We start from the raw sequence: 25,829 nt of genomic DNA on the forward strand, positions 1-25,829 counted from the left end.
TTCCATGGAACCCACCATCGTCTACCCCGCCCGCATGATCCGCACAATGGACCCATCGCGACCGACCGCGGAGGCAATCGCGGTGCGCGGCGAACGGATCCGCGCGCTGGGCACCGTGAATGAACTTATGGCGTACCCGGATGCGGTTCGTGATGACCGCTATGCAGACGCTGTCTTGGTTCCGGGTTTCGTTGAATCCCACAGCCACGCAGGCTCGGGAAACATGTGGAATGACATCTACGTGGGATTGGTGGATCGCACCGATCCCGACGGAAAGCGCTGGTCCGGTTGCCGGACAATCGAAGATGTCCTCGCGCGGCTGATGGAAGCCGACGGTGAGTTGCAGGATCCCGGTGCCCCCTTATTGGCGTGGGGACTCGATCCCATCTACTTCCCGGGGAAAACGCTCTCGGCGAAAGAGCTGGACACGGTCTCGACCACTCGTCCCATCCTCGTCGCGCATACCAGTGGACATGCGAATTCGGTGAACTCCGTGGTGCTGGATGCCAATGGAATCGATGCGAGCACAAACGTCATTGGCGTCGTGAAAGACGCGAGTGGCAAGCCGACGGGTGAACTGCAGGAAATGGTGGCCATGGCCCTGGTGGCCCCCCTGGCCGAAGGGCGGGGCATCATGGCGGTCAACCCCGCCGCGTTGCGCGCCCTGGCCCAAGACGGCGTGAACACGGGCACAACAACACTGACCGACCTGGGTTCGCAGGTGCTCATGGATGACGACGGAGTGGATCTTTACCATTCCGCGGTTGATGACGACTTTCCGGCTCGGCTCAACGTGTTCCACTTCGGCTTGGGTGTCGGGAAAGTGGCGTTGTCATTTGAGGATGCGGCGAAGCGGCTGGTGCACTTGCGTGGACTCTCCAACAGCAAATTGCGATTCGGCAATGTGAAGCTCATGCTGGATGGCACAGTCCAAGGCTTTACAGCGCGACTCCAGGAACCGGGCTATTACGGCGGACAGCCCAACGGGATTTGGGCTGTCAACCCGGAGGAGTACTACGAGGCGTTCGAAGCATTCCACCGTGCAGGCATCCTGATCCATGTTCACTGCAATGGTGACCAAGCAACCCAGCTGTTCATTGAGACGTTGGAAACGATCCTCGCCGAGTACCCGAGGCCGGATCACCGCCATACGTGCACTCATTCACAGCTCACCACCAGCGCACAGTACCGCCGCCTGGCCGCGTTGGGTGCCTGCGCAAACATCTTTGCCAACCACATTTGGGCCTGGGGCGACCAGCATATCGATCTCACGGTCGGCCCCGACCGGGCGGCACGAATGAATGCGGCGGCCACGGCGCTGCGTCATGGGGTTCCGATTTCATTGCACTCTGACACGCCCGTAACACCGTTGGGTCCACTGCACACGATGAAGCACGCTGCCACCCGGTTGACGGTCTCCGGGCGGGTCATGGGGGAACAGGAACGAATCAGTGCCCAGAACGCATTGGAAGCGGTCACCTTGGGAGGCGCGTACATGTTGAAGATGGATCATGAGATCGGGTCTCTTCAGGCGGGAAAATTCGCCGATATTGCGGTTCTGGCCGAGGACCCACTCGAGGTGCCAGACACCCTGATCGGTGACATCCATGTGTACGGCACTGTGGTCGGCGGCCGCCACCATGCCAGCAACGTTTCTTCACCGGTCAGGGCAAGCTCGCGGTGACTCCCCGTCTGGGTGTGATCGGCGGCTACCTGGGTTCGGGAAAGACGACCTTGGTCAATCGGCTGCTTTCCGGGGCCTTGCCGGGTCGCACGGCCGTGGTCGTCAATGACTTCGGCAGTGTGAATATTGACGCGGACCTCATCGTTTCGGCGCAAGGCGACACGATTGAGCTGAGCAATGGGTGCATTTGTTGCCAGCTCAGTGACGACGTGTCGCGCACCATGAAGGCGCTGGCTGAACGTGACGATCTGGACAATGTGATTTGCGAAGTTAGCGGGGTAGGTGACCCCGGTGAGCTGGCTGCCTGGCGAAGCTACCCGGGGTTCAGCCCGGGCCCTATTGTCGTCTGTGCTGATTCGACAGCCGTCGTGCGTTTGTCGCGCGATGAGTACGTGGCCGATACGGTTCGACGGCAGCTGGGGTCGGCAGAGTTCGTTCTCGTTACGAAGACGGACCTGGCAACCCCGGGAGATGTCGCCGCGACACATGCCGCTTGTGAATCAGCTGCCCCACAAGCGGATGTGGTGCAGCAAGACACGCTGAACCCGCAACTCACCGCGGCTCGGATCTTTAATTCCGATGTGCGTCCCTCCACGGCACCCAATTCGGTGACGGCCGATGCACATACCGACGTCCATTCCACCTGCACGATTGCGGTGCCCGGCCCAGTCGATGTCGATTCACTGCATCGGGCCCTGTCGGCCCACTCAGAAAGGCTGGTTCGTGCCAAAGGCATTGTTCAAGATGCAGACCACCGTTGGCATGAGGTGCATCTGGCGGCCGGTCGGGTTGAGGTCAGTGAACGAGCGCCGGGTGCGCCGGTGCCCGACTGCGCCCGATTAGTCTTGATCGCAGCGGGGGCCGATCGAACGGCTGCCTTGGAGAAAGCCCGGACCGAGTTGGCCGGTGTGGTGGGCGTCGTCCCAATGATTCCCGGTAGATAGCGGCGACGGATGCATGCGCCTCGACCTCTGAGACACCCGCGTCGCGTGACCGACGCGTTCGTGTGTGACGGCGGGCGTACGATCACATCATGGGTGAAGTCGGCGAGTATCTCAGCACGTTCGAGGGTGACGATCGCGCCGCGCTCGAACGGGTCTACGTGATCGCTCGCGCAATCGTGCCCGAGGCCGAGGAAGGCACGAGCTACGGCATGGCCGCGCTCCTCTATCGGGGGAAGGGTCTCGTCGCCGCAGTGCGGACAAAGAACTTCCTGTCGCTGTACCCCTTCAGCGGATCGGTTGTGGCAGACAACCTCGACGCGCTGGCCGATTTCGAAACGACGAGCGGAAGCATCCACTTTTCTGCGGAACATCAACTCTCTGACATCGCCCTGCGACGCATCGTGCAGGCACGGCGAACCGAGATCGACGCAAAAACCCGTTAGATCGCGGTCGGCCGCCTCGGGTTGACGTGAGACCTGCGTTCGCGCACGGCCGCCACGACCTGGGCAACCTGGGCGTCGAAAGCGTCAAGCTGCAGAGCTTCGGCACCGCTCGCGACGAAGGCGCGGCGGTCGCACGCGCTGCCTGCGCGCCAGATCCGCTCAATCGCCCGCGTTGCGGTGATGTCCGTCAACGGGTCACCGGATACGAGAACGAGGTCCGCGCGCTGCCCGACCGCGACACGTCCTCGGTCGGCGAGGCCGAACACTCGTGCTGGTTCGCTTGTGGCGGCGGCGAGAGCCTGCGCCGGGCTCAGACCGCACCGAACCAGCAGCTCCAATTCCCGGTGCAGGCTTGCTCCGAACACTGTCCCCGGGTTCGGAGCGTCGGTACCCGCCAGCAGAGTGACCCCCGCCTCGGCCAGTCGCCGCACGTTGCCCTCTGCCCGTGAGTAGGGCGGCATCTTCCGGCCAAACAATCCAGCGGTACCTGAGTCACCCGAGGTCAACCGGCGTACCCAGGCGTCCCCGAGCGCCTCCGCGAGCCGCGGGTCGCCGACCACTGCCGCGCCACCCGGTTCGCCCAGGGTGTTCTCGATGGTGGCCAGCGTCGGACCGACCGCGATGCCGGCCGCGGCCATCCGTTCGACCAGAGCCGTGTCCAGCTCGACGTCCGCGGGGACGTGGGCCACCACGTCGACACCGGCTGACACGACCTCCTCGAGACCCACCGCCGAGCTCACGTGTGCGACCACGACCAAGCCCCTCGCGTGCGCGGCGGTGACCAGCGCCGTGATGGTTTCGGAGTCCAGCGACGGCCAGAGACCCCCGGCGCCGGAGATGATTTTCAGATAGTCCGAGCCCTCCGCGATCCGTTCCGCGACGAACTGCTCGGCCTGGTCAGCGGCGGTCAACGTCGGGAACGGGGCGTACATCATCGACGGGTGCCCGCCCGGCGCGGTGGCACCGACACCCGAGGACCGCACATCGGCAACGTCCGCAGACGAGCCGGCCTGTTCCTTGGCCCCGGCCACCATGTCGGGTTTGCTGAACATGTCGAGAATGGTGGTCACGCCGAAGGTCAACGATTGGGCGAGGGCGCCGGGAACGAGGTGCACGTGCGCGTCGATGAGACCGGGAAACACCATGCCGCCGCCCGCGTCGATCACGTCGTCGCCTTCGCGGGCGGCCGAGGCTTTCGAACACTCGGTGATCAGGCCGTCGGCGAACCGGACCGACGTCCAGTCCCGCGACTTCGCTCCGTCGAACACCCTGGCGTTCACAATCGTCGTTGCAGCGGCCCGCCCGCGCCCCTCCGATAAATGCACTCCTAGCGCCCGCGCGTCAGCAGATCTTGATACTCGGCGTGCTGGTGAATCCACTTGCGCACGTACGGGCACTGGGCAACGACCCGGAGGTCAGTGCGTTCCCGCACATCGTCAAGCGCGAACTCGACCAGGATGCTCGCCAAGCCTTCCTGGCGATAAGCCGGGTTGACCTCGGTGTGGGTGAACTTCACCTCGTGCCCGCTGATCGCGTAGTCGGTGAGCCCAACGTGCTCGCCATCACGCCAGATTGTGTAGCGGGCCAGCGCCGGCTCGTGCCGCACCTCGATGACCGGAGCGGGATCAGAGGCAGCACCGGCCGCCGCTTCGGTCACGGGGCCAGCGCCCGGTTCGAGAGGGGGGTCTCCCGCCGTATCGCCAAAGCCGGAGGAAGTTTGCACAGATGAGCCGTTCGCCGATGCGGGAATCATCGTTTCAGCCTACGGCTGCTGACAGAATGAGGGAATGCCAATCGCGTGGTCTCAGACCTCTCCCAGTTCTGTGTTTCACGCCGACAATTTGAGCGTGCTGCCCGAGCTGCCCGACGAGTCCTTCACGCTGATTTACCTCGACCCGCCGTTCAACACCGGGCGCACCCAGAAACGCCAGTCGACGACATCCGTTCGGTCAAAACTAGAGGGTTCGGCCAGCGCGGTCGGCACCATCACCGGCTTCAAAGGCCAAAGGTACGAACGCATCAAGGGCGATCTGCTCGGCTACGACGACCAGTTCGAGGACTACTGGGCGTTTCTCGAACCCCGCCTGATCGAAGCCTGGCGCTTGCTCGCCGACGACGGCACCCTCTATCTGCACCTCGACTACCGCGAAGCCCACTACGCGAAGGTGCTGCTCGACGCACTGTTCGGCCGCGACTGCTTTCTCAACGAGCTGATCTGGGCCTACGACTACGGCGCGAAATCGAAGAACCGCTGGCCGACGAAGCACGACACGATCCTCGTCTACGTGAAGAATCCGGCGAGCTACTACTTCGACTCGAGCACCGTCGACCGTGAGCCCTATATGGCACCGGGTCTCGTCACGCCTGAAAAGGTGGCGCTCGGCAAGCTGCCGACGGATGTCTGGTGGCACACGATCGTGTCACCGACGGGCAAGGAGAAGACCGGGTATCCCACCCAGAAGCCGGTCGGCATCCTGCGGCGCATGATTCAGGCGTCGAGCCGTGAGGGCGACTGGGTGCTCGACTTCTTCGCCGGCAGCGGCACGACCGGCGCGGTGGCGGCGGCGCTCGGACGCAAGTTCGTGCTCGTCGACCAGAACCCGGAGTCGCTCGCTGTGATGCACGCCCGTTTCGCCGCGGTGCCCGACGTCGAATTTGTTGAGCCGCCGGCCGCGCCCAAGGCGCGCAAGGCGGCCAAGCCCACGGTGCCGAAGCCGACGGCACCGAAGCCCACTGCCGCGAAAGCCAAATCGCCGAAGCAGCCGTTCAACACAAACTGACCCAATTTTGTTCCCGGCGGAATGTAACTGATGCCCGCCGAGTTCATGACTGGGGCGGCGCACCCGCAGAATTGCTCTGCGGGTGCGTTTTCAGCGCCGATCACAGCTACCCACCTAAGGACTCACAGATGAAACACACCAAACGCTGGCTGGCTGCGCTCGCCGTCGTGCCGTTCGCTCTCGCTGTCGCGGGATGCACGGCCCCGAACAGCAACGTCGAGACGTCGAAGACGACGTCGGCATCCGGCGACAAGATCACGATCGCCCTGGTCACGCACGGCAATGCCGGCGATGCGTTCTGGGATGTCGTCAAGAGCGGTGCCGAGCAGGCCGGCAAAGATCAGGGCGTCACCATCACCTATCAGAGCGACGGTGACCCGGTGAAGCAGAGTCAGCTCATCGACGCCGCCGTCGCCACCAAGCCCGACGGACTGATCGTGTCGATGGCGAACCCGGCCGGCGTCAAGGGCGCGGTCGAGGCCGCCGTCGCCGCGGGCATCCCTGTCATCACGATCAACTCGGGGCTCGAGGAGTCGAAGTCGTTCGGCGCCGAGACCCACGTCGGGCAGAGTGAGCTCATCGCTGGTGAGCGATCGGGTGAGCAACTGGCCAAGGCCGGCGTGAAGAACGTGATCTGCGTCATCCACGAGGCAGGCAACGCCGGTCTCGAAGACCGCTGTGCCGGCGCGAAAAGCACGCTTGGCGGCACCGTGAACAACGTGCAGGTCGATATCGCCAACCTGGCGGATGCCCAGAACACCATCACGAGCAAGCTGTTGGCCGACCCGTCGATCGACGGCATTTTGACGCTCAACAGCGGCGTCGCTGTGGCGGCAAGTCAGGCGCTGACCGAGGCGAACAGCACCGCGAAGCTGGCGACCTTCGACGTGTCAGCCGACGTCACGAAGCTCATCCAGGACGACAAGATCCTGTTCGCGGTCGACCAGCAGCCGTACTCGCAGGGATACCTGCCGGTCGTTCTGCTCACCCTGCAGAAGCGCAACGGCGACGTGGTCGGCGGCGGACAGCCGATCTACTCCGGCCCCGGTTTCGTCACCAAAGACAACGCCGCCGAGGTCGAGAAGTTTGCGAGGAACGGCACCCGATGACCCTCGCTGCACGCGCGGCGACCGATGAGCGGGTCGCGAGGGCTCACCCTGCCCTCGCGCTGTTGCGCCGACCCGAGGTCGGCGCAGCAGTCGCCGCGCTTGCAGTCTTCGTTTTCTTCTCGGTCTCGACCGAGGCGTTTCTGACCCCGGCGGGCGTGTCGACCTGGCTGTACTCGGCCTCCCTGTTCGGCATCATGGCCGTCGCTGTCGCCCTGCTCATGATCGGCGGCGAATTCGACCTCTCCGCCGGTGCCATGACGGGCACCACCGGCCTGATCGTCGGCGTGATCACAACCGAGTGGGGAATGAACATCTGGCTGGCGATGCTCATCGCCTTGGTCGCTGCGCTCTCGATCGGCGCCGCAAACGCCTACGTCGTGATGAGGACCGGCGTGCCGAGTTTCATTGTGACGCTGGCAACCTTCTTCATCCTGCAGGGCGTCAACCTCGCCGTCACCAAACTGATCACCGGCACCGTCGCGATTCAGGGCATGAGCGAGGTCGCTGGTTTCGAGCAGGTCAAGGTCTTCTTCGGCTCCTCCTTCCCCTTCCTCGGGATGAACGTGAAGGTCTCGATCGTGTGGTGGATCGCGGTGACCCTGATCGCCACGTGGGTGCTCCTGCGCACCCGCTCCGGAAATTGGATTTTCGCCGTCGGCGGTCAGGTGACCAGCTCCCGCCAGGTCGGCCTGCCGGTGATGAAGGTCAAGCTCGGCCTGTTCATGACCACGGCCGGTGCCGGCTGGCTCGTTGGAATGCTGCAACTCTTCGACGTGTCGACCGTGCAGGCGACGACCGGCATCGGCCAGGAGTTCATCTACATCATCTGTGCGGTGGTCGGCGGATGCCTGCTCACCGGCGGGTACGGATCGGCCGTCGGCGCCGCGCTCGGCGCCTTGATCTACGGGATGACGTTGCAGGGCATCGTCTTTGCCCAGTGGGACAACAACTGGCTGAAGGCCTTTCTCGGCGTGATGCTGCTGCTGGCCGTGCTGGTCAACCGGTCGGTGCGCAGGCAGGCGGGAATCCGTTGATGACCCACGACGACACATCCGTCGCCCCACCCATTCTTGAGGTGCGCGATCTCGGCAAGAGCTACGGAGCATTCCGCGCGCTGCACGGCGTCTCGACCTCGGTCGGCGCCGGCGAGGTGCTCTGCGTGCTCGGCGACAATGGCGCCGGCAAGTCCACATTCATCAAGATCCTCTCCGGCGCGCACCGGCATTCCGAAGGGGAGTTGCTCGCCAACGGCGTTCCGCGCAGCTTCACCAGCCCCCGCGATGCTCTGGATCTCGGCATCGCGACGGTCTACCAAGACCTTGCCGTCGTTCCGTTGATGCCCGTCTGGCGCAACTTCTTTCTCGGCGCCGAGCTCACCCGCGGCGTCGGGCCGTTCCGGCGCCTCGCGGTGCAGGACATGCGTGCAATCACGCAGCAGCAGCTCGCCACGATGGGCATCGACCTGGCGGATGTCGATCAACCGATCGGCACGCTGTCCGGCGGTGAGCGGCAGTCGGTCGCCATCGCGCGCGCCATCTACTTCGGGGCAAAGGTCGTCATCCTCGACGAGCCGACGTCGTCGCTCGGCGTGAAACAGGCCGGCGTGGTGCTCAAGTACATCGCCCACGCGCGCGATCGCGGCCTCGGAGTGGTGTTCATCACCCACAACCCGCACCACGCCTACCTGGTCGGCGACCGTTTTCTGCTGCTCAAACGCGGCGCGAGCCTCGGCAACTTCGCCCGACGCGAGATCACGATCGACGAGATGACCCGGCTGATGGCCGGCGGTGCTGAGCTCGAAGCGCTCGCTCATGAGATGGAACGCGCCGAGCATCCGGAGCACCCGGAGCACCCGGAGCACCCGGAGAACCCTCGCCGAGCTTGACACTTCCGGTCGAGACACCCCGGCACACCGGGGTACCTCGACCGCAATGGTCAAGCTCGGCGAGAAGCGTGAGTAGAACCACTTGGCCGACCCGTGCGAACTGAAAGACTGAACCCATGAGATTCCGCATTTTCACCGAGCCGCAGCAGGGTGCCAGCTACGACGACATCCTCGCCGTTGCGCAGGCCACAGAGAAGCTCGGCTTCGACGCTTTCTTCCGCTCCGACCACTACCTCTCGATGGGCGGCGACGGCTACCCCGGCCCGACCGATGCCTGGACCACGCTGGCCGGCCTGGCCCGCGAAACCGAGCGCATCCGCCTCGGCACCCTCGTCTCGTCAGTGACCTACCGGCCGCCCGGAATTCTTGCGATTCAGGTCGCCCAGGTCGACCAGATGTCGGGCGGGCGCGTGGAACTCGGCCTCGGCACCGGTTGGTTCGCCGAGGAGCACGCGGCCTACGGAATCCCGTTTCCGGCCAAGCGCTTCGGCATGCTCGAAGAGCAGCTCGAAATCGTGACCGGACTCTGGGAGACCCCGCTCGGTGACCGCTACAGCTACGCCGGCGAGCACTACGAACTCGTCGACTCCCCGGCCCTGCCGAAGCCCGTGCAAGACCGCATCCCGGTGATCGTCGGCGGTGGCGGCGCCACACGCACCCCGGCCATGGCCGCCCGCTTCGCCACCGAGTTCAACCTGCCGTTCCCCGAATTCGCGGATGTCCCGGCCAAGTTCGCCGGCGTGCGCGCGGCCTGTGAGGCGATCGGTCGCAACCCCGACGAGCTGGTCTACTCAGCGGCATTCGTCGCAGCGGGAGGCGCGACCGAGGCCGACGTCATTCGTCGTGCCGCCGCGATCGGGCGCGAGCCGGCCGAGCTCCGCGAGCACGGCCTGGCCGGCACCACCGCGGAGATCGTCGACCGACTCGGCGCGCTTGAGGCCGACGGCGTGGAATGCGTCTACCTGCAGATGCTCGACCTCAGCGATCTCGATCACCTCGACTACTTCGCGCGCGAGGTCGTGCCGCAGCTCGCCTAGCGGCGAGCCCGCCTCGCGCATCTCGCACCTCGCCGAGTTTGACACTTGCGGTCGAAACTCCCCGGCACACCGGGGAAAGTCGACCGCAACGGTCAAGTTCGGCGAGGGAGGCGAAGAGGGAGGCGAAGAGGGAGGCGAAGAGGGAGGCGGCGAGGGAGGCGAAGGGGGAGGCGACGAGGATGCGCCGCTACGCCGAGTCCCGCTCCACGAGTTCAGTCGCCAGCCGTGTCACCCGTTCCACCGGCGTGCCCTCGATCAGCTTGATGAGCACCTCGGCGATCGTCGTACCCATCTCAACCGCGGGCTGGTGCACCGTCGTCAGCGCCGGAGTGGCCGTCGCGCCGAAATAGTCATCGTCGAAGCCGACCACCGCGATGTCGTCGGGGATGCTCAGCCCGCGTTCGCGGATTGCCGCATACGCCCCGGCCGCCATCTGGTCGTTCGCCGCAAACAGCGCGTCGATCGGCGCCCCACGGTCGAGTAGGCGACGCATCGCGGCAGTGCCGGATTCGGGGGAGAAGTCGCCCACCTCGACCAGAGAGTCATCGAGGCCGGCGGCCAGAACCGAGTCGCGCCATCCGGCCAGCCGGTCGACACCCGGCGTCATGTCCTGCGGGCCGGCAATCATGGCGATGTTGCGCCGCCCCAGCCCGATCAGGTGCCGGGTCGCGGTCGCCGCTCCCGCCGCATTGTCGACATCGACGTAGTAGCTGTCGTCGGCCCCGGTCAGCGGTCGTCCACCGAACACGATCGGCAGGGCCTGGCCGAGATGCGCATAGGAGTGGTCGCCGCTGTGATGCGAGACCACGATCGCCCCGTCGACGTTGCCGCCCAGCAGGTAGCGCCGCGTTTTCTCCGAGCGCGCCTCGGAGGCGATGATCATGTTCAGGGTGAAATCGGTCTCGGCCAGACTGAGCGCGATGCCCTGCACCACCGACGCGAAGAATGGGTCGGCGAAGACCCTAGCCGTCGACTCCGGCACCACGAGCGCTACGGCCTGGCTGCGCCGGCTGACCAGCGACCGTGCAGCACGGTTCGGCACATAGTTGAGCGTCGCGATCGCCTCGTTCACGGCCGTGCGGATGTCTGGCGTCACCTTGGGCGACGCGTTGACGACGCGGGACACGGTCGCGCGGGAAACTCCGGCCAGAGCCGCGACCATTTCCAAGGTGGGAACCGACCGGTTCCGGCCCGAGCCTGTCTCCACGAGTGTCTCCGTCACGAGGTAGCGGTCAGATATCTTTCCCTCAGAGTACGGGGTCAGAGGGCGGGCACGACCTCAGCCGAACGAACCGATCTGATCAGTGCCGCATAGTCGAGGCCGCTGTCTTTGATCGTGCGTTCGAAGGTCGACTCGTCGACCCGGATGATGCCGAATCGTTTGCCATACCCCCACGACCATTCGAAGTTGTCGAGCAGCGACCAGACGAAGTACCCGCGCACGTCGGCGCCGGCCTCGATCGCCTGCCCGATCGCCGCAACATGATCCAGAATGTAGCGACTGCGTTCCGGATCGTGCACCTGGCCGTCGGCACTCGGCTCATCGTCAAACGCCGCCCCGTTCTCGGTCACGTAGAGCGGGGGGAGAGTGGGGTACTCCGCGGTGAGTCGCACGAGCAGGTGGCGCAGCCCATCGGGATTGACCTCCCAGTCCATCGCCGTGCGCGGCAGTCCCCGGGTCGGGAAGGTGAGATCCTCGGCCCCGATCCAGGGCGACGCGGTCGCGCGTTCGGCCCCTCCTGAGTGCCCGTCGGCGCTTCCACCGGCATCCGGAGAGACCGGATGCCCGCTCACCGAATCATCGTGATAGTGATTCACCCCGAGAAAGTCGATCGGCGCCGAGATGATCTCCAGGTCGCCGGATTCAATCACCTCGCTGAGCCCGAACGGTTCGAGATCGCGCAGGGTGTCGGCCGGGTAGGAGCCCAGCAGGATCGGCTCGAGGAAGATCCGGTTCTGCAGCGAATCGAAGCGGCGGGCCGCCTCGAGGTCGACGGGATCGCTCGGGTCGCGCGGGATCGCCGTGCTGAGGTTGAGGGTGATGCCGAGGTTCTCGGCACCGAGCTCGCGGAGCGCGGTGACGGCGAGACCGTGGGCCAGATGCTGGTGGTGCACGGCGGCGAGGGCGGCGCGCGGTTCCTGGCGGCCCGGTGCGTGCACACCGGAGGCGTAGCCGAGCAGCGAGGAGCAGAACGGCTCATTGAAGGTGGTCCAGTGGGCGACCCTGTCGCCGAGCGCGGCGTAGACATCCGTCGCGTACTCGACGAAGCGATAGGCGGTGTCCCGGTTGGCCCAGCCGCCCTTCTCCTCGAGCGCCTGCGGCAGATCCCAGTGGTAGAGCGTCAGCCAGGGCAGGATGCCGGCGCCGAGCAGCTCGTCGACGAGGCGGGAGTAGAAGTCGAGTCCGAGCGGGTTGGCCGCCCGGTCGCCGGGGCGCACGCGCGCCCAGCTCGTCGAGAACCGGTAGGAGTCGAGACCGAGCTCGCTCATCAGCCGCACGTCGCCGGGCATCCGATGGTAGTGATCGACGCCCTTCTCGAGCGTGTCGCCGTTGGCGATCGCGCCGGGAACGCGGGCGAAGGCATCCCAGACCGAGTCTTCTTTGCCGTCTTCGCGTCCGGCGCCCTCCACCTGGGCCGCGGCGGTCGCCGACCCCCAGATGAATCCGGGCGGCCAGCTCATTGAGTTCAGATTCGTCGCTGTCATTAGCCCTTCACCGCTCCTTGCATGATGCCCGAGATGAGTTGTTTGCCCGCAATGATGAAGAGAATGAGAAGCGGGATCGTGGCGAGGATCGCACCGGTCAGCACGACGGAGAAATCGACGTAGCGCGCCGACTGCAACTGCGAGAGCGCCGTCTGCAGGGTCGGATTCGAGGAATTCAGCACCAGTAACGGCCACAGGAAGTCGGTCCAGGCCATCATAAAGGTGAACAAGCCGAGGATGGCCATGGCCGGCCGGGCCGCCGGAAGCGCCACGTGCCAGAAGGTGCCGATCATGCTCGCGCCGTCGACGCGGGCGGCCTCGATGAGCTCGTCGGGGATGACATCCACCAGATACTGACGCATGAAGAAGACGCCGAACGCCGTCACCAGGGTGGGCACGATGACCGCGCCGATCTCCCCGGTCCAGCCCCACTGCCGCATGAGCATGAAGAGGGGGATGATGCCGAGCTGGGTCGGGATGGCCATGGTCGCGACGACGCCGACCATCAGCACGGTGTTGCCGCGAAAGCGCAGCTTCGCGAAGGAGTAGCCGGCCAAGGTCGAAAAGAACACGACCGAGACGGTGATGATGCTCGAGATGATGATGCTGTTGCCGAGGGCCAGCCAGAACGGAACGCTGTCGAGCACCTCGCCGACGTTGATCCAGAAGCGACCTCCCGGCAGCAGCGGCGGCCAGGTCTCGCCGCGCGCCGAGTTCTCGCTGGAGCCCATCACGAACGACCACCAGAGCGGATACGCCGAGGAGAGCAGCACCGCGATGAGCAGGCCGTAGACCAGGAAGCCGGGGCGGCGGTCGATTCCCATCGCTCGGCGCCGTCGACGCAGGGGGGAGGGGGCCGTGGTCATGATCGGTTCTCCTGTGCGGTCGGGGGCGTGGCTTCGAGAGGGGTGGTGCTGGCCGTGGCCGTGATCGGCGCGGCCCCGGCGGCGGACGCGGCCATGCGCATCCGTTCGAGCTTCCGTCGGGACCGGCGTCGGGAGTTGCGCACTTCGGCCGAGGCGATCCGGCGGGAGAGCAAGAAGTTCAGCGCGCCGATCACGACGATGATCAAGAACAGCAGCCAGGCGATCGCCGAGGCTTCGCCGAAGTTCTGCCTGAAGAAGGCCATCTCCCAGAGGTAGAGCACCGTGGTCTGAAACTGACGAGCGCTGCCGCCGGCCGTGATCGGGTCGAACAGGCGGGGCTCCGTGAAGATCTGCAGGCCGCCGATCGTGGCGGTGATGATCACGAAGATCATGGTCGGGCGGATGCTCGGCAGCGTCATGCTGAAGAAGCGGCGGATTGAGCCGGCGCCGTCGAGCGCCGCCGACTCGTGGATGTCGCGCGGCACCGCCTGCATGGCGGCCAGAAGAATGAGCGCGTTGTAGCCGGTCCAGCGCCAGTTGACCATCGTCGCGATCGCGATGTGGCTCGGCAGCGTCTCGRTTTTCCACATCACGGGATCGAGTCCGACGGCGCCCAGAATGTTGTTGATCAGCCCGTACTGCTCGTTGAACATGTTCGTGAAAATCAGCGACACGGCGACCGGCGTGACGATGTAGGGCAGCAGCACGCTCATGCGCCAGAACGTCTTGGCGCGCAGGTTCTGGTCGAGAACGGCGGCGATCACGGTGGCCATGACGAGCTGCGGGATGCTCGACAGCAGAAAGATGCTGAAGGTGTTGAACAGCGAGTTCCAGAAGAACCGGTCCTGCAGCACAGCGGCGAAGTTGTCGAGGCCGACGAACGGGCCCTGGCCCTTCAATAGATCCCAGTCATAGAGCGAGACCACGAAGGTGTAGATGAGGGGGAACAGACCGATCAGCCCGAACAGCACGAAGAACGGTGCGATGTAGAGGTAGGGCGAGGCCTTGACGTCGAGGCGGCTCAGTCGTTGACGCCGTTCCGAGCGCACGGGCCGGGCAGTCGCCTCGGGCAGGGGTGGCGCCTCACGGATGTCCGGGGGGCTGAGGGTGACAGACATGGGGCTTCCTTCATTCGTCTGTGCGGCGATCGGGAGAGTTGCAACCCCGCGAGGGTGACCGGCGGGGCGGATGCCGGTGGCCGGGTCAGTAGACCCGGCCACCGGGTTATTACTGACCGACGAGTTCGTCGGTCAGGGTGAGCGCTTCGGCCCACCCGGTTTCGGCGTTGAGCTCGCCCGATTCGACGCGGTCGAGCACGGCCTGGAACACGTTCTCCTGAATCACCGAGTCATCCGGACCCTTGAACTGGGCGACGACTCCCTGAGCGCGGGAGGCGAGGATGGCGCCAACCGGGGCTCCCTGGAAGAACTCATTCGGAGTGGCCTCGTCGGCCAGCGTGGTCTGAGCGTCCGTCGTGCTCGGGAAGGTGCCGGCTGCCTCGAACTGCGCAACCTGCTGCTCTGGTTCGGTCAGCCAAGCCGAGAGCTCGGCTGCTTCCTTCTGGTGCTTCGACGTGGTCGGAACGGTCAAGAACGCACCGCCCCAGTTAGAGGCTCCGCCGGGGTTGACGTCGGCGAAGTCCCAGCCGGTTGAGGCGTCGCCGCCGCCGGATTCCGTGTTGCCCTGCACAACGCCGAGCATCCAGCCCGGGCAGACGAAGGTGGCGAAGCTGCCATCAACGAAGCCCTTGCCGCCGCCCCAGTCCCAGCGAGCCTGCTTGGCCGAGAGGCCGTCGGCAATGCTCTGGGTGATCCAGCCCCAGCGCTCTTCGAGTTCGGGGTTGCCTTCGACATTGAGTTCGCCGTCGGCGGTGTAGTAGCCCTCGTCGAGCTGGTTCACCATTGAGTTCCAGACGAAGGCCGACTGGTCATACCAGGCCTTGCCCGTCTTGGCTTTGTACTCATTGCCGAGCTTGAAGTACTGGTCCCAGGTGGCGTCGGCGCCGCCGAACAGTTCGGCGACCGCTTCGCGGTCCTTCGGCAGGCCCGCCGCTTCGAAGAGTGCACCGTTGTAGCAGAGACCCTGTGGGCCGATGTCGGTGCCGTAGCCGATGAGGCGGCCATTGGCATCCGTGCCTTGAGCCAGCTTCCAGTCGACCCAGCGGCTGCTGATGTCCTTGCCGCCGAAGTCGTTGAGGTCGACGAACTGGTCGGAGACCTCCATCACCGAGCCGAGCCAGCCTTCTTCGACGGCGACGACATCGGTGAGGCCGGAACCGGCCGCGAGCTTGGTGAACATATCGGTGCGGGCGTTTCCGCCGGTGTCGATGTTCGTGGCCTTGATTGTGATGCCGGGGTGTTCGGCTTCGTAGGTCTTGTAGAGGTCGTCGTAGCCGAACGTGCCGAACGTGGTCACGGTGAGCTCGATCGGGTTGTCCGAGCTGGCGGGTTCGTCGCCCGTGGATGCCGTACATCCGCTGGCGATGAGGGCGAATGCTGCTGCACCGGCAACGGCTGCAACGGCCTGTGTGCGTCGTGAAAGCTTCACGGTCACTCCTTTGTGTGCGTGGTGGGTCGAGCTGAAAGTGGTGGATCAGTAGCGAAGACTGCTCTCGCGCCGATCGGTGGTGATTGACCTGGCCGAGGCCGGCCGGGGAACGCTCTCGATGCGTGAGAGCGCTCTCACGGTGGCGTAGATGAGCTAAGCGCACCTGCGCAGTGTTGTCAAGAGAGCGCTCTCACGAAAATGGATTTGCGTTCACGAGCGTGCGCTCAACGACACCGACTTTGAGCGTTGCGGTCGAGTTTGAGCGGCGCAACAGGGCAACTCGACCGCAACGGTCAAGCTCGGCGGTGTGCAACGCGGGTCGAAGGCGCGCGGATGCGGCGCGCGAGTCAGGCGGGCAGCGGCGGCGGCGAGCCCGACGGTTCAGGCGGTCCCTCCGAGGTGCCGGGCGGAGGCGCCGCCGTCGACGGCACCTGAACCGGCGTCGACCCCGTCCCGGGCTCCACCAGGGCACCCATCCGGTCGCCGGCGGTCTGCGCCTGCCTGGCCAGTTCGTTCTCGTCGGCCACCTCTTGCAGCGCCGAGGTCTTGCGCAGCGGGGGAGTCCTGAAGAAGAAGCTCAGCACAAACGCGAAGGCCAGCACGAAGAAACTGACCCAGAACACCGTGACCGCCGCCTCGTTGAAGGCGTCGAGGAACGGCGCGGCAAGCTGCGGGTCAGAGGTGTTCAGAAACGAGGTATCCCCGTCGAGTGCTCCGGCGAGAGCGCTCGGGTCTTGCAGCAGCTTCAGAATCTGCTCATTGGCCGGGTTGGACTGCACGGCCGGGTCAGCTGCGGCGGTCTTCAGGGCGGCGATAGTGACGGGGTCGCTGAAAATCGCGGTCAGGTCGATCGGGATGCGCGTGAACAGCACCGAGAACAGCACAGCGGTGCCCAGCGTGCCGCCGATCTGCCGGAAGAAGGTGGCCGAGGAGGTCGCCACCCCGATGTCGCGGGCGCCGACCGAGTTCTGGCTGGCGATCGTGAGTGTCTGCATCAGCTGGCCGAGACCGAGGCCGACCAGCAGCATCCCGACCATCATGAACGTGACGGGCTTGTCGGCGGTGGCGAAGGTGAACCAGAAGAAGCCGGCCGACATGAAGAAGGTGCCGAGGATCGGGAAGATGCGGTACTTGCCGGTGCGGGCGATGAGTTGGCCGCTCGCGATCGACGCGATCATCAGGCCGAGGATGAGCGGCAGCATGAGAAAGCCGCTCTCGGTCGGGGTTGCACCGTTGACCAGCTGCAGGTAGAGCGGGAGGGTCATCAGCGCGCCGAACATGCCGAATCCGACGAGCACGCCGAGGACGGTGGCCATCGAGAATGTCGCCGATCTGAACAGTTTGAGCGGAATGAGCGCGTCGTCGCCCATCACCTTCTCGATCAGGATGAAGGCGATAGTGCCGAGCGCGCCGACCAGGTAGCAGGCCCAGGCCGACACGGATCCCCAGCCCCAGATGCGCCCTTGCTCGGCCACGAGCAGCAGGGGGACCGTCGCGATGATGACCGTCGCCGCGCCCCACCAGTCGATGCGGGCCGGCCGCTTGAAGTGCGGGATGTGCAGAAAGCGCAGCACAATGGCGAGAGCGACCAGGCCGATCGGGATATTGATCAAGAAGACCCAGCGCCAGCCGGTGATGCCGAGAATCTCGGGGGTGCCGGCAAGCAGCCCGCCGAGCAAGGGGCCGATGACGCTCGAGATTCCGAAGACGGCCAAGAAATAGCCTTGGTACTTTGCTCGTTCGCGCGGGGCGAGGATGTCGCCCATGATCGTCAAGGGCAGGGCCATCAGTCCGCCGGCGCCGAGACCCTGCACTGCTCGGGCGATCGCCAAGCCGTACATCGAGGTGGCCAGTCCCGACAAAAGCGATCCGATCATGAAGATCGAGATCGCGATGATGAACAGCGGCCGCCGCCCGAAAATGTCGCTCAGCTTGCCGTAGATCGGGGTACTGATCGTCGAGACGATCAGGTAGGCGGTGGTCACCCAGGCCTGCAGGGCGAGTCCGTCGAGATCGTCGGCGATGGTGCGCATCGAGGTGCCGACGACCGTCTGATCGAGCGCCGAAAGAAACATGCCGGCCATGAGGCCGAAGATCACGAACAGAATCTGCCGGTGCGTCATCAGCGGGTTCGACGCTGACGGGGCATCGATGCCGGACGGACCGGATGGGCCGGACGCGCCGGATGCGCCGCCGCCCGACCCGCCTGCGCCGGATGACGCGGCTGATGAACCCGGGATCGCCGCGTTCGTCGGATCGGGGGGAGGCACTGCGGAAGGGTCCGAAGGCGTCATCGCGAGCAAAGTTACTCCGTGACATTCGCCGCAGCAAGAAAAATCTCGCGGCCCGCGAATCGGGGTCAGCGGTCGCGGCTAAACTCAAGAGGTGTCAGAAGATCGTCCGCGCACGCGGGATTCGCAGCAGGTGCGCCGGAGGCGATTCGTACTGATCGTTGTCGCCGGCGTGGTGCTCTCCGTGCTGGCTCTGGGGGCCGGTGCCGTCTCCGGACGCGCATCGAGTCCCAACGCCGCGATGCCGTCGCCGGTCGTCACCGACACGCCGACACCGACTCAGACCCCGGTTCCGACCTTCACTGCGCGGCCGGTGCCGGCGCAGACCGCCGCCCCGATGCCGGTGCCGACGTTCAACCGCGCGAAGTTCTCCATCGACGACCCGGCGAGCATCTGGGTCGTCGTGAACAAGCTCCGGCCGCTGAACCCGGTTGACTTCGTTCCGCCCGACCTCGTCGCCGTTCCCGTGCCGCACACCAATGCGCCCGAGCTTCGCCAGGAGGCGTCGAACGCCGTCGTCTCGATGTTCGCCGCAGCATCCGCCGAGGCCGGCCTGACCCTCGCTTCGAACAGCGCCTACCGCAGCTATGAGACGCAGGTGCGGGTCTACGGCAACGATGTGGCCGACAACGGCCAGGCTTTCGCCGACACGAGCACCGCTCGCCCTGGCACGAGCGAACACCAAACCGGACTCACCATCGACATCGGCGCAGATTCCGGAAATTGCTCGCTCAACACCTGTTTCGCCGACACTCCTGAGGGTCAGTGGATGGCCGCCAACGCCTGGCGGTTCGGTTTCATTCTGCGCTACCCCGCCGACAAGGTCGCGGTCACCGGGTACGCGTTCGAGCCGTGGCACTTTCGCTATGTCGGAGTTGAGCTCTCCACCGAAATGCACCGCACGGGCGTGACCACGCTTGAGGAATTCTTCGGCCTTCCCGCAGCCCCGAACTATGGCTGAGCCGGCCGCCCCGCTGGCCGTGGCCGCCGTGCGCCAGCGCCTCTCCCGACGCACCGGGTGGATGCCGCTGGCCCTGTTGATCGTGAATCAGCTGCTGGCCGGGGTGGGCGTCGCGTCAGGCATCGCGGTCGGCGGCCTGCTCGCCGAGCAACTCACCGGCACCGTGACCATGGCCGGATTCGCGCAAACCTCCAGCGTCTTGGGTGCCGCGCTCGTCGCGATTCCGCTGGCCAGGCTCGCCACCCGGGCCGGCCGGCACGTGGCGCTTGCGGTCGGCTACGGCCTGGCATTGGTCGGAACCCTCCTCATTTTCGCGGCGTCGGCATCCGGCAGCGTCGTGGTGCTGTTCATCGGGCTCGCCGCATTCGGCGCCGCCAGCGCGGCCGGTTTGCAGTCGCGCTTCGCCGCCACCGAGGTGGCGTCGAGAGGGTATGAGGCCCGGTCGATGTCCATTGTGCTCTGGGCGACGACGCTCGGCTCGGTGGCCGGGCCCAACCTCTCGCAGCTCGGCAGCGACCTCGGACGAAACCTCGGCATCGAGCCGCTCGCCGGCCCCTATCTCTTCTCCGGGGCGGCATTCGCCCTGTCGACGCTGCTGGCCGCTTTTTTGCTGCGCACCCCACCGGCCGGCCAACTTGCCGGGGATGCGGCACCGGTCGCCGCCCTCGGCCTGCGCGCGGCGCTCCGCAGCGCCCTCGGTCAACCGAAAGCCGTGTTCGCGATGGTCGCCATCGTCTGCTCCCAAACGATCATGGTCGGCGTGATGGTGATGACCCCGGTGCACATGCACCACCAAGGCCTCTCGCTCGGTCTCGTCGGCCTCGTGCTGAGCGTGCACATTCTGGGCATGTATGGCGCGAGCCCGCTGATGGGCTGGCTCGCCGACCGCATCGGGCCGAGCCGGGTCATCTTTGTCGGCGTGATCGTGTTCGCGGCAGCTCTCGCCCTCGGTGCTGTCCTCGCCCCCGACGACATGATCCGCCTGCCGATCGCCCTCGGTCTGCTCGGACTCGGCTGGTCGGCCGGCATGATCGGCGGTTCGACGTTGCTGACCCGCACCGTCGAACAGCGCATTCGGGTGCCACTGCAGGGGGCGACGGATGCCGCGATGAACCTCGGTGCCGCCATCGCCGCCGCCGCGTCTGGGCTGCTTCTCGGCTGGGGTGGGTTCACCGCGGTCAACGGCTTTGCGGCGTTGGTGCTCGTTCCGGTCGTCTTTTTTGGGTTGCGCGCCGGGTTTCCGCGCCGCTGACGTCGAGGTGTGGGCGCAGGGCCGCCGATCGCCCTGAGGGCACGGATCTGCCCACACGCGGCATTCGCTCACCACCCACTCAAACGACGTCGGCAGACCATGCGTTCGCATGGGATATGGATGCTTTGCACAGCACCTTGCCAAAGATGAGTGTTTCTCTGGAAAGTCCCCCTTTCCTGATCAGAAACGATTGTGTGCGCCCCGCCTTCACCAGAGTTACTCGTCATGTCCTTGAAACCTTCACCCCCAGCCGCGGCAAGCACCGCGCTGAATCGCTGCAGAATGATCGCCGACTCGTACTCGGCGCCAGCGTCGTCGCCGGTTGCACCGCGATCGCCATCTCCTTGAGCGTCGCCACCGGAGCCGGCGCCATCGGCGCATCCGCCGATGACTCGGCCGTCTCGGCGGTCGCCGCCATCGACCGGCCCGTCGCCGGGCCAGACCCCATCGTGCGCAGCAGCATCATCGCCTCCGACGGAGCGTCGGCCGGACCTGTGACCGGCGGAACCGTCGTCACCGTCACCGGCGAAGACCTGAGCAAGGTGGCCGCCGTCAGCTTCGGCGGCACCCCCGGAGCCGTCACCTCGGCCACCACCGACACCGTGACGATCACCACCCCGCCGGCGAAAGACCTCGCGACCGGCACCGTCGCCGTTGAACTCTTCGACATCGCGGGCAAAGCGGTGAAGGTCGACGACACGTCGCTGGCCAAGACCGATGCGACTGCCGCGGCCGACACGGCCCCAGCGTCAGCGGCAGCGGCCCCGGCGGCATCGCTCGCTTCGCCGTCGTCGCTGACTCCGGCGCTTCGCGTCGCGGCGGCCGCTCCGCTCACCTTCAACTACATTCCTGACCCGCAGCTTGCCGCTGCCGCCCAGGCTGCCGCTGCCGCCCAGGCCGCTGCCGAAGCTGCCGCCGCAGCCCAGGCTGCCGCAGTCGCGGCACAGACCGACTACGTGCTGGCCCACTGGCAGAACTACAACACGCTGCAGTACGGCTCAATCGCAGGAAACGACTGCGTGAACTTCACCAGCCAGTCGCTCATCGCGCGCGGCTGGACCATGGATTCCGAGTGGTCGTACAACGGCACCAGCGGCGGATACAGCGCAGCCTGGTCAAGTTCGACCGCCTTCGCCAACTACCTCAGCAACCACCCCGAGCGCGCCACGCCACTGAGCGACGCCCAGCGCGACCAGGTGAAGGTCGGCGACATCGCGCAGTTCGACTGGGACAACTCAGGTGACCGCGACCACACCGCAATCGTCACGCGCGTCGACAAGACGGCGTCGGGCACGCAGATCTTCTACGGCGGCCACACCAATGACACCGACTTCAAGTCGGTCGATGAGTCGGTGTCGGGCACCGGCGGATCCGTCTCGTACTGGAGCGTCGCGTAACCTGGAACCACACCCGTTTGGGGGTCAGCGTTCAGGATCCATGTGCAGCATGGGACCGAGCACCTGAAAGACTAGCTTTCCCCAACTCGTACCCGACGAATTGAGAAGATCGTGGCGTTTTCCCGAACCGCCCGCCGAGGCATCACCACTGTTCTGATCGGCGGTCTTGTCGTCGGCGGCGCAGTTTTTGCGATGCAATTCGCGGATGGCGCGGACTACTTCGGCCTGGGTGGCGGCGGACAGAGCGATACGGGCACCCCGGGATCCTCCGGCGGCAGCGCGAGCGACGCGCAGCCCCAGGATGCAGCGGTTGAGGCCCAGTTGGCCTACGTGCTCAAGTACTGGAAGCACTACAACACCGCTGAATACGGCGTGGTCCCCGACAACGACTGTGTCGACTTCGCCAGCCAATCGCTGATCGTGCGGGGCTGGACGATGGACGACGACTGGTGGACAGAGGGAACCGGCGACGATTTCGATTTCTCCTCAGCCTGGGTGAGCTCGACGGCGTTCAGGGACTATCTCGAGGAGAGCGGGCGGGCAACCGCGCTGAGTGACTCCGAGCGCGATCAGGTCAAGCTCGGCGACATCGCGCAGTTCGATTGGGACAACTCGGGCGACCGCGACCACACCGCCGTTGTCACCCGCATCGAAGGCACGGGCGACAACATCAAGATCTACTATGCGGGGCACACCGACGACACGGACTATCGTTCGGTGGACTGGGCGATCACGACGAATCACCCGGGGGCCTCGGTCTACTACTGGAGCATTCCGTAGCAAACGGTGGTCGAGCCTGTCGAGACCCGGTGGGCCGGACTCGAGACCCGGTCACCGGATCTCGACAAGCTCGATCACCGGTTCCGCTCGATCACCGGTCCGGCTATGCGATCGCCGCGTCGACGATCGCCTTGGCCTCGCGCTGCACCTCGGCCAGGTGCTCTGCACCCTTGAACGACTCGGCGTAGATCTTGTAGACGTCTTCGGTTCCGCTCGGGCGCGCGGCGAACCAGGCGTTCTCCGTGACGACCTTGAGGCCGCCAATCGCCGCACCGTTTCCGGGGGAGTGGCTGAGCTTCGCGATGATCTCCTCACCCGCGAGCGTGGTGGCCGCGACATCGCTGCCGCTGAGCTTGCCGAGCGCAGCCTTCTGCGCGGGCGTCGCCGCGGCATCCACGCGGGCGTAGGCCGGCGCGCCGAACTGCTCGGCCAACTCCGCGTACCGCTGGCTGGGGGTCTTGCCGGTGACCGCGAGAATCTCTGCGGCGAGCAGCGCGAGCAGGATGCCGTCTTTGTCGGTGGTCCACACAGATCCGTCGAAGCGCACGAAGCTGGCGCCCGCGCTCTCTTCGCCGCCGAACGCGACCGAGCCGTCGAGCAGACCGGGCACGAACCATTTGAAGCCGACCGGAACCTCCCAGAGCGGCCGCCCGAGCGCCGCGGCGACCCGGTCGATCATGCTCGAGGAGACGAGCGTCTTGCCGATCTCGGCATCCGCCGGCCACTGCTCGCGGTGGCTGTAGAGGTAGTCGATCGCGACGGCCAAGAAGTGATTGGGGTTCATCAGCCCGGCGTCGGGGGTGACGATGCCGTGGCGGTCGGCGTCGGCGTCGTTACCGGTCAGGATGTCGTAGTCGTGCTGGTGCGCCAGAACGGATGCCATGGCCGACGGGCTCGACGGATCCATCCGGATCTTTCCGTCCCAGTCGAGCGTCATGAACCTCCAGGTCGCGTCGACCTTCGGGTTCACCACGGTCAGGTTGAGTTCATAGCGGTCGCGAATCGCGCCCCAGTAGCCCACGCTGGCGCCGCCGAGCGGATCGGCCCCGATGCGGATGCCGCTGGACTGGATCGCCTTCATATCGATGATGTTCTCGAGGTCGTCGACGTAGGCGCCCCGAAAGTCGTACGCCTCGACGGCGCTCGGCTCGCTCATTTTCACGTCACGCATGCCGTGGGCGATGAGGTCGTTGGCGCGGGCGGCGATCCAGCTGGTCGCGTCGCCGTCGGCCGGGCCGCCGTGCGGCGGGTTGTACTTGAAACCGCCGTCCATCGGCGGGTTGTGGCTCGGCGTGACGACGATGCCGTCGGCCTCATCGCCATGACCGGCACGGTTGTAGGCGAGGATCGCGTGAGACAGGGCCGGCGTCGGCACGTAGTCGTCGAACTCGTCGACGAGAACCCGCACATTGTTGGCGACGAGCACTTCGAGCGCTGTCGTGTAGGCCGGCGCGCTCAACGCGTGGGTGTCCGCACCGATGAAGAGCGGGCCGGTGATGCCCTGCTCCGCCCGGTACTCGACGATGGCCTGCGTCGTCGCGGCGATGTGATTCTCGTTGAATGCGGTGTTCAGCGAACTGCCCCGGTGCCCCGACGTGCCGAAGGCCACGCGTTGGGCGGGGATGGCGACATCCGGTTTCAACGCGTAGTAGGCGGCAACCAAAGCGGTGACGTCGATCAGATCTGATTCCTGGGCCGGGGTTCCTGCGCGCTCACTCATGCCCCCAGTCTGGCACCGCTTCGCGTCGCCTGGTCGGGCGAACTGCTGCGTTGTCATCGTCGGTCGTACAACACCGGTACGACCTCCTCTTCCGCCTTGCATTTCACCAGACCAGACGCCGCTCGTGTCTGGGCACTTGACCAGGCGCGCGCTCCCGGCTTCGAGGCGGCACTCCAACTAGGCTTGCAGCCATGCCAGAGACCTCACCTGCCCCCGACAATTACAGCTTCCTCGGACCGGCCGGCACGTTTACTGAGGCGGCATTGGCCCAGGTGCCCGAGGCAGCAGGCAAGACCTGGCGCGCGGTCAGCAACGTGGGCGAGGCACTGGCCGACGTCGTCGCCGGGCGCAGCGTTGCGGCGATGATCGCCATCGAAAATTCCGTCGACGGAGGGGTGACCGCCACCCAGGATGCCCTCGCCAATGTTCCGAACCTGCGCATCATCGGCGAATACCTCGTGCCGGTCAGCTTCGACCTGGTCGCGCGCCACGGAACGACCCTCGCCGAGGTGCACACCGTCAACGCGCATCCGGTGGCCTACGCCCAGTGCCGCGCCTGGCTCGAAAAAGCGGTGCCCGGACACGGCCACATTCCCGCGTCGAGCAATGTCGCGGCCGCCGCCGCGCTGCTCGAGAACGGTCACGCGGATGCCGCGATCGCGCCGCCCGGAATCGTCAAGCACCACGATCTGGCCGTTCTCGCCACGAATATCGGCGACAACCCCAACGCCGTCACCCGTTTCGTGCTCGTTGCGAGCACCAGCGAGCTTCCGGCTCCGACCGGTGCCGACAAGACGAGCCTGCTCGTCGAGTTGCCGGAGGATCACTCGGGCGCCCTGCTCGAGATGCTCGAGCAGTTCGCCACCCGGGGGGTCAACTTGAGTTTGATCCAGTCCCGACCGATCGGCGACGAGCTCGGGCGCTACCGTTTCGTCATCGACGCGGATGGCCACATTCTCGACGAACGGATGGCCGACGCGCTGCTCGGCCTGCGCCGGTTCAGCCCCAACGTGACATTTCTCGGCTCCTACCCCCGTGCCGACAAACGGACGATCGAGTTCACCGATCGCTACGACGATGGCATCTTCATCGAGGCCCGCGATTGGCTGCGCGGGATCATCGGGCAGGAACCGGCATGACCTCCGGCGCTGACGCAGACGGTCAGCCGCGGTTCGATCCGCGGCACGACCCCATGTTTCAGCGCGGCTTTCGGCCGGGTGAGCACTCCGCTGCTCGTTCCTCTGGTGGGAAGCGGTCTCGTGCGGATGCGACCTCTCGTGCCGAGGCATCCACGCGAGCGGATGCCGCGCCTCACGTCGCATCCGTCACTCCCGTCGCACCCGCCTCACCCGTTTCCTCCCAACCCGTCGCCCCTTCGCCGAACCGTGTCAAATCACCGATTTCCGACCCGGAAAGTGGTCATTTGA

The 25,829-nt window shown here is 65.8% G+C and carries 22 protein-coding genes; 13 read left to right on the forward strand and 9 right to left on the reverse strand.

Annotated elements, in window-relative coordinates:
• The first annotated feature begins 4 nt into the window (after window positions 1-4).
• From AC1DCF_RS05975 to AC1DCF_RS05985, 3 genes are all read left to right on the forward strand, one after another.
• The gene (locus tag AC1DCF_RS05975) at window positions 5-1,684 is read left to right on the forward strand and encodes an amidohydrolase (RefSeq protein ID WP_477210230.1); all 1,680 of its coding nucleotides are present in this window, start codon (window positions 5-7) and stop codon (window positions 1,682-1,684) included.
• Window positions 1,681-2,628, forward strand: coding sequence for a CobW family GTP-binding protein (locus AC1DCF_RS05980; protein ID WP_477210231.1), 948 nt, complete (start codon window positions 1,681-1,683; stop codon window positions 2,626-2,628). Before AC1DCF_RS05975 ends, AC1DCF_RS05980 begins: the two co-directional genes overlap by 4 nt.
• 89 nt (window positions 2,629-2,717) lie before the next feature.
• Window positions 2,718-3,071, forward strand: coding sequence for an iron chaperone (locus AC1DCF_RS05985; protein WP_477210232.1), 354 nt, complete (start codon window positions 2,718-2,720; stop codon window positions 3,069-3,071).
• Here the strand turns inward: AC1DCF_RS05985 and AC1DCF_RS05990 are convergent.
• Entirely contained in the window at window positions 3,068-4,351 is a 1,284-nt protein-coding gene (locus tag AC1DCF_RS05990; RefSeq protein WP_477210233.1) for an amidohydrolase family protein, read from the reverse strand. The genes AC1DCF_RS05985 and AC1DCF_RS05990 overlap by 4 nt on opposite strands.
• Window positions 4,352-4,398: 47 nt before the next feature.
• A complete protein-coding gene (locus tag AC1DCF_RS05995) occupies window positions 4,399-4,728 on the reverse strand; it encodes a GNAT family N-acetyltransferase (RefSeq protein ID WP_477210234.1) in 330 nt (109 codons plus the stop codon).
• A 130-nt stretch (window positions 4,729-4,858) separates the two neighbouring features.
• On the opposite strand from AC1DCF_RS05995, the gene AC1DCF_RS06000 reads away from it, so the two are divergent.
• The 5 genes from AC1DCF_RS06000 to AC1DCF_RS06020 all read left to right on the forward strand — a co-directional run bounded on the left by AC1DCF_RS06000 (window position 4,859) and on the right by AC1DCF_RS06020 (window position 9,882).
• Window positions 4,859-5,851, forward strand: a complete 993-nt coding sequence (locus AC1DCF_RS06000; protein ID WP_477210235.1) for a DNA-methyltransferase — start codon at window positions 4,859-4,861, stop codon at window positions 5,849-5,851.
• Window positions 5,852-5,979: 128 nt separating this feature from the next.
• A complete protein-coding gene (locus AC1DCF_RS06005) occupies window positions 5,980-6,960 on the forward strand; it encodes a sugar ABC transporter substrate-binding protein (protein WP_477210236.1) in 981 nt (326 codons plus the stop codon).
• Window positions 6,957-7,994, forward strand: coding sequence for an ABC transporter permease (locus AC1DCF_RS06010; protein ID WP_477210237.1), 1,038 nt, complete (start codon window positions 6,957-6,959; stop codon window positions 7,992-7,994). Before AC1DCF_RS06005 ends, AC1DCF_RS06010 begins: the two co-directional genes overlap by 4 nt.
• A complete protein-coding gene (locus AC1DCF_RS06015) occupies window positions 7,994-8,845 on the forward strand; it encodes an ATP-binding cassette domain-containing protein (RefSeq protein ID WP_477210238.1) in 852 nt (283 codons plus the stop codon). The genes AC1DCF_RS06010 and AC1DCF_RS06015 overlap by 1 nt, the downstream gene beginning before the upstream one ends.
• A 116-nt stretch (window positions 8,846-8,961) precedes the next feature.
• Window positions 8,962-9,882 (forward strand): LLM class F420-dependent oxidoreductase, encoded by a 921-nt coding sequence (locus AC1DCF_RS06020; protein WP_477210239.1) that lies wholly within the window; start codon window positions 8,962-8,964, stop codon window positions 9,880-9,882.
• Between the two features lie 187 nt (window positions 9,883-10,069).
• Here the strand turns inward: AC1DCF_RS06020 and AC1DCF_RS06025 are convergent, their stop codons facing one another.
• From AC1DCF_RS06025 to AC1DCF_RS06050, 6 genes are all read right to left on the reverse strand, one after another.
• On the reverse strand, window positions 10,070-11,044 hold the full coding sequence (locus AC1DCF_RS06025; protein WP_477210546.1) for a LacI family DNA-binding transcriptional regulator: 975 nt from the start codon (window positions 11,042-11,044) through the stop codon (window positions 10,070-10,072).
• 98 nt (window positions 11,045-11,142) lie between these two features.
• Entirely contained in the window at window positions 11,143-12,588 is a 1,446-nt protein-coding gene (locus tag AC1DCF_RS06030; protein WP_477210240.1) for a glycoside hydrolase family 1 protein, read from the reverse strand.
• Window positions 12,588-13,454: a carbohydrate ABC transporter permease gene (locus AC1DCF_RS06035; protein ID WP_477210241.1), complete on the reverse strand. Its 867-nt coding sequence runs from the start codon at window positions 13,452-13,454 to the stop codon at window positions 12,588-12,590. The genes AC1DCF_RS06030 and AC1DCF_RS06035 overlap by 1 nt, the downstream gene beginning before the upstream one ends.
• On the reverse strand, window positions 13,451-14,572 hold the full coding sequence (locus AC1DCF_RS06040) for a carbohydrate ABC transporter permease (protein ID WP_477210242.1): 1,122 nt from the start codon (window positions 14,570-14,572) through the stop codon (window positions 13,451-13,453). The genes AC1DCF_RS06035 and AC1DCF_RS06040 overlap by 4 nt, the downstream gene beginning before the upstream one ends.
• A 109-nt stretch (window positions 14,573-14,681) precedes the next feature.
• Window positions 14,682-16,001 carry an ABC transporter substrate-binding protein gene (locus tag AC1DCF_RS06045; RefSeq protein ID WP_477210243.1) on the reverse strand — a complete coding sequence of 440 codons (1,320 nt, stop codon included), beginning with the start codon at window positions 15,999-16,001 and terminating at the stop codon, window positions 14,682-14,684.
• Between the two features lie 347 nt (window positions 16,002-16,348).
• A complete protein-coding gene (locus AC1DCF_RS06050; protein WP_477210547.1) occupies window positions 16,349-18,124 on the reverse strand; it encodes an MDR family MFS transporter in 1,776 nt (591 codons plus the stop codon).
• 262 nt (window positions 18,125-18,386) lie between these two features.
• On the opposite strand from AC1DCF_RS06050, the gene AC1DCF_RS06055 reads away from it, so the two are divergent.
• The 4 genes from AC1DCF_RS06055 to AC1DCF_RS06070 all read left to right on the forward strand — a co-directional run bounded on the left by AC1DCF_RS06055 (window position 18,387) and on the right by AC1DCF_RS06070 (window position 22,682).
• Window positions 18,387-19,253 carry a M15 family metallopeptidase gene (locus tag AC1DCF_RS06055; protein WP_477210244.1) on the forward strand — a complete coding sequence of 289 codons (867 nt, stop codon included), beginning with the start codon at window positions 18,387-18,389 and terminating at the stop codon, window positions 19,251-19,253.
• Window positions 19,246-20,505: an MFS transporter gene (locus tag AC1DCF_RS06060; protein WP_477210245.1), complete on the forward strand. Its 1,260-nt coding sequence runs from the start codon at window positions 19,246-19,248 to the stop codon at window positions 20,503-20,505. The genes AC1DCF_RS06055 and AC1DCF_RS06060 overlap by 8 nt, the downstream gene beginning before the upstream one ends.
• 194 nt (window positions 20,506-20,699) lie before the next feature.
• On the forward strand, window positions 20,700-21,902 hold the full coding sequence (locus tag AC1DCF_RS06065; RefSeq protein ID WP_477210246.1) for an amidase domain-containing protein: 1,203 nt from the start codon (window positions 20,700-20,702) through the stop codon (window positions 21,900-21,902).
• A 111-nt stretch (window positions 21,903-22,013) separates the two neighbouring features.
• The gene (locus AC1DCF_RS06070) at window positions 22,014-22,682 is read left to right on the forward strand and encodes an amidase domain-containing protein (RefSeq protein ID WP_477210247.1); all 669 of its coding nucleotides are present in this window, start codon (window positions 22,014-22,016) and stop codon (window positions 22,680-22,682) included.
• Between the two features lie 103 nt (window positions 22,683-22,785).
• Here the strand turns inward: AC1DCF_RS06070 and pgm are convergent, their stop codons facing one another.
• Window positions 22,786-24,402, reverse strand: coding sequence for a phosphoglucomutase (alpha-D-glucose-1,6-bisphosphate-dependent) (pgm, locus tag AC1DCF_RS06075; RefSeq protein WP_441789469.1), 1,617 nt, complete (start codon window positions 24,400-24,402; stop codon window positions 22,786-22,788).
• 191 nt (window positions 24,403-24,593) lie between these two features.
• On the opposite strand from pgm, the gene pheA reads away from it, so the two are divergent.
• The gene (gene pheA, locus AC1DCF_RS06080) at window positions 24,594-25,541 is read left to right on the forward strand and encodes a prephenate dehydratase (protein WP_477210248.1); all 948 of its coding nucleotides are present in this window, start codon (window positions 24,594-24,596) and stop codon (window positions 25,539-25,541) included.
• Window positions 25,542-25,829: the final 288 nt, after the last annotated feature.

The sequence above is a fragment of the Leifsonia sp. 10L418 genome, assembly GCF_056395445.1.